The organism is Mycobacterium parascrofulaceum ATCC BAA-614, assembly GCF_000164135.1.
GTDB classification, from domain to species: domain Bacteria; phylum Actinomycetota; class Actinomycetes; order Mycobacteriales; family Mycobacteriaceae; genus Mycobacterium; species Mycobacterium parascrofulaceum.
This window is the reverse complement of the sequence record NZ_GG770553.1, coordinates 1388269-1392711: the sequence shown is the minus strand read 5'-3', so window position 1 is coordinate 1392711 and position 4443 is coordinate 1388269. Positions and strand designations below refer to the sequence as shown.

General features: G+C 70.1%; 2 protein-coding genes. Both read left to right on the top strand.

The window, feature by feature from the left end; genetic code table 11:
• Positions 1-877, top strand: an 877-nt coding sequence (locus tag HMPREF0591_RS06555; RefSeq protein WP_007167673.1) for an SGNH hydrolase domain-containing protein, incomplete at its 5' end; no start/stop codon positions are given.
• A gap of 258 nt (positions 878-1135) precedes the next feature.
• The coding region (locus tag HMPREF0591_RS06550; RefSeq protein WP_007167671.1) for a helix-turn-helix transcriptional regulator at positions 1136-4443 on the top strand (3308 nt) is incomplete at its 3' end.

The following is a 4443-nucleotide window of genomic DNA, read 5'->3' as shown; positions in this document are numbered from 1 at the left end:
CGTCAGCGCGCCGGAGGCGGCGGTCCGTGCGGCGTTCGCGCAGGCGCGCGCGGCCGTCGCCGCATCGGCGGACCTGAAAGCCGTTCCCGCCAATCTCGATCCCTCGCTCGCCAAGGCGCCCGCCGACAAGGCCGCCGTCTTCGTCAACGGATGCGTGCGCTCGTGGCGCGAGGTCGGTCAAAACGAATGCGCCATAGGAGATCTCGCCTCGCCGACGGGGGTCGCACTGATCGGCGACTCGCACGCCGCCATGTGGGACCCGGCCTTTGCGCAGGTTGCCGAGCGACGTCACTGGCGGTTGGAGACGCTGGCCAAAGTGACCTGCCCCGTCCAGGACCTGCGCATCGTCAGCCCGTACCTGGGCCGCGAGTACACCGAGTGCGAACAGTGGCGTGGCCAGATCATGGCCCGGGTGGCCGCCGAGCATCCGCGCCTGGTGGTGGTGGACATGAGCCGGCGCTACGCCGCGGACTTCGGCTTCACCTCCTACGACCCGGCCTGGATCGACACCTTGGGCCGCACGGTCGCGCAACTGCGTGGCACCGGCGCCGCGGTGTTGGTCCTGGGGCCCGCCCCGGATCCTCATTCGTCGGTGCCCGCCTGCCTTTCCGGGCACCTCGACGACGCCGGCGCCTGCGCGCCGACGCGGTCCGACGCGGCCAACGACGACGGCATCGCCGCCGAGCGTGCGGTAACCACGGCCGGCGGCGGCCAGTACGCGGATCTCACCGACCTGTTCTGCACCCCCGACCGCTGCCCGACGATCGTCGGCAACACCCTGGTGTTCCGCGACGACAACCACGTGACTACCGAGTACGCGCAGTTGCTGGCGCCGGTGATGTGCGCGCTCGCGGACCGTGCGCTGGCGGGTGGGTGAGCGGCGATGAACTTCTGGTGGTTGACGAACGTCATATCAGCGAAGGGTTTTGGGAGGTTGTGGGGATGACTCCGCTGCTGCTGGCCTGCATTGCGGCCGCCGCTCCAGTCGCCGGGTTCGGCTTGCTGAATTTGCAGGCCCGCCTGGAGCGATGGGACTACGAGCGACACGCCGAGGACTGAACGTCCTTCGTAATCCGCGCGGTCGCAGCCGAACTCTGCGCGGTTTAGCTGATGTTTTGCCGCTCACGGCAGCCGCATGCTGGCTAACATGATCGACATCGATTCGTCGGCGGACATGCCGCTGCTGGACTGGAGCGAGCAGAGCGTGAGCGAGCTGCCCACTGGGACGGTGACCTTGCTGCTGGCCGACGTGGAAGGCTCGACCAGGCTGTGGGAAACGCAGTCCGACACCATGACGGCGGCCCTGGAGCAGCTGAACCAGACCGTCAATGATCTGGTCGCCGCCCACGGCGGGGTGCGGCCCGTCGAGCAGGGCGAGGGCGACAGCTTCGTGCTCGCCTTCGCCCGCGCCAGCGACGCCGTCGCCTGCGCCCTGCAGATTCAACTGTCCGTGCTCCCGCCGATCCGCATCCGGATCGGCCTGCACACCGGCGAGGTCCAACTGCGCGATGCCGGCAACTACGCCGGCCCCACCATCAACCGCACGGCGCGACTACGCGACCTCGCCCACGGCGGGCAGACGGTGCTCTCCGGCGCGACCGAACCCTTGGTGATCGACCGGCTGCCGGCCGACGCCTGGCTGACCGAGCTGGGCGTCCACCCGCTGCGCGATCTGCCCCGACCGGAACGCGTCGTGCAACTCAATCATCCCGGCCTGCGCAACGATTTCCCGCCGCTGCGCACCGCGAATAACGCTGTGGCGACTCATCTTCCGGCCCAGTTGACCAGTTTCGTCGGCCGCGGCGCGCAGATCGGCGACGTGGCCCAGATCTTGAAAGAGAACAGGTTGGTGACCCTGACCGGCGCAGGAGGCGTCGGGAAGACGCGATTGGCGGTGCAGGTCGCCGACCGCGTGGCCGACGGGTTCCCCGGTGGCGCCTGGTTTGTCGACCTCGCACCCGTCGCCAATCCCCTGCTCGTGCCCGTCGTGCTGACGCGCACGCTGGGTCTGGCCGACCAGCCCGGCCGCTCCACCATGGAAGCGCTGACGAAGTTCGTGCGGGACCGCACCCTGTTGCTGGTGCTCGACAACTGCGAGCACCTGCTGGACGCCAGCGCCGACCTGGTGACGGCGCTGCTCGACGCGGGCCCGGACGTCACGGTGCTGGCGACCAGCCGGGAGCCGATCGGCATCGCCGGGGAGCTCACCTGGCGGGTGCCGTCGCTGTCGGTGGATGACGAGGCCGTCGAGCTGTTCGTCGACCGTGCCCGCCGGACCAGGCCGGATTTCCGCCTGACGGAAGAGAATTCGCCGGTGATCGCCGAGATCTGCCGGCGTCTCGACGGCATGCCGCTGGCGATCGAGCTGGCCGCCGCGCGGAGCCGCACCCTGTCGCTGGCCCAGATCGTCGACGGGCTCCACCACAACTTCCGCCTGCTGGCCGGGGGCGCGCGCAATGCGGTGCGCCGCCAGCAGACCCTGCGTGCGTCCATCGACTGGTCGCACGCCATGCTCACCGAACCCGAACGCGTCCTGTTTCGGCGCCTGGCCGTGTTCATGGGCGGTTTCGACCTTGGCGCCGCCCAGGCCGTCGGCGCCGACACCGACGCGGAGCACTTCCAGCTCATCGACCTCCTTGGCCTCCTGGTCGACAAGTCACTCGTCGTCGCCGAGGAAGTCGACGGCGTCATGCGCTACCGCCTGCTCGAGACGGTCCGCCAGTACGGCCTGGAGAAGCTGGCCGAGTCCGGTGAGGCCGAGGCGGTGCGGATCCGGCATCGCGACCACTACACCGCCGTCGCCGCGCGGCTGGAATCGCGGATGCGCGGCGACGGGACACCGTTGGTCCCCTGGGCCGAACTCGAGATGGACAACCTGCGGGCCGCGCACGCCTGGAGTTGCGACGCCGGGGAGTTCGAGCCGGCATTGCGGCTCGTCTCCGCGCTGCAGCGGGTGTGGGTGACCCGTGCGCGGTTCCGCGAAGGCGTGGCCGGGTTCGGCGCCGTCTTCAACGACGAGCGGTACCGCGACGCGGACGTCCCGCCCGGGGTGTGGGTGCGGGCGGCCGCCGACGCGGGGCTGCTCGCGGTCTGGTACTCCGTTCCGTTCAGCCTGCGGCGCGCGCAAGAGGCCCTCGCCGCGGCGCGCGAACTCGGCGATCAGAACCTCGTGGTGCACATCCTGCTCACCTGCGCGATCCTGACCATGAACGAGGCCGAGTTGGCGGAGGAATACTTCGCCGAGGCAGCCGATTCAGGCCGCGCCGCCGGCAACCGCGTGGCGCTCTATCACGTGCGCGCGTACCAATGTTTCGTCGGCAACGTCAGCGGTGATCCGATCGCCGCCCAGGCCGCAGGCGAGGAGGGACGTGCGCTTGCCGACGAGCACGGCGACACCTTCATGTCGCGCTACAGCCGGGTGTTCCTCAGCGGTGCGCTGGCGCTGCAGGGCAAGCTGGTCGAGGCGCTGCGGGTAGCCCATGAGCTGGTCGATGAAGCGCGGGCCGCGCATGACCTCCCGATGGAGACGTTTGGGCTGATGACGCTGGCGCAGGCGCTGACCTTCACCGGCGACGCTGACGCGGGCCGCGCCGCCGCGCAAGCAGCCCTCGAGAACGGCGCTGCCATGGGCGGTTTCCACGAGGACACCGCTTACCTGGCGGTTGCCAACGCCGAGTTGGCTTGCGGCAACGTCGCGGCGGCCAAGGAGGCGTGCGACGCGGCCTGGCGGCATACCTCCCCGCTCAAAGAGCTGTTCGTGCGAAGCCTGGTGCCGATGGCCGACGCGACGATGGGCTGCGGAGATTTGACGGCCGCCCGCCGCTGGGCGGATGACACTGTCGCGGCGGTTCCCGGGGGTCATCAAGCTTTGGCGTTGACAGCGCGCGCCGCAGTCGCCGGCGCGCAAGGCGAGCCGCAGCGGGCCGAACGCGACCTGCAGGCCGCCCTCGAAATTGCCGAGCGCACCGGCGAATACCTGCACCTGCCCGACGCCCTGGAACGTCTCGCAGCGCTGGCCACCGACGCCGAGTACGCGGCACGACTGTTCGGTGGCGCGGAAGGCATCCGGACGCGGCATGGCGAGAGGCGCTTCCGCGCTTTTCAGGAGCCACACGACGCCGCACTGACGAAGAAGCGAGAGACGTTGGACCCCAAGGCCTTCGACACGGCGTGGGCGGAGGGCAACGCGCTGTCCACCGCCGAGGCCATCGCCTACGCGCGGCGGGGCCGGGGTGCGCGCGGGCGCCCGGCCAACGGTTGGGAGTCGCTGACGCCGACCGAGCTCGACGTCGTGCGGCTCGTCGGGGAAGGGCTGCCCAACAAGGACATCGCCGCGCGGCTGTTCATCTCGCCCCGAACCGTCCAGTCTCATCTGACGCACGTCTACACCAAGCTCGCCGTGTCGTCGCGGGTGCAGCTCGCCAGGGAAGCCGCCCGCCACAA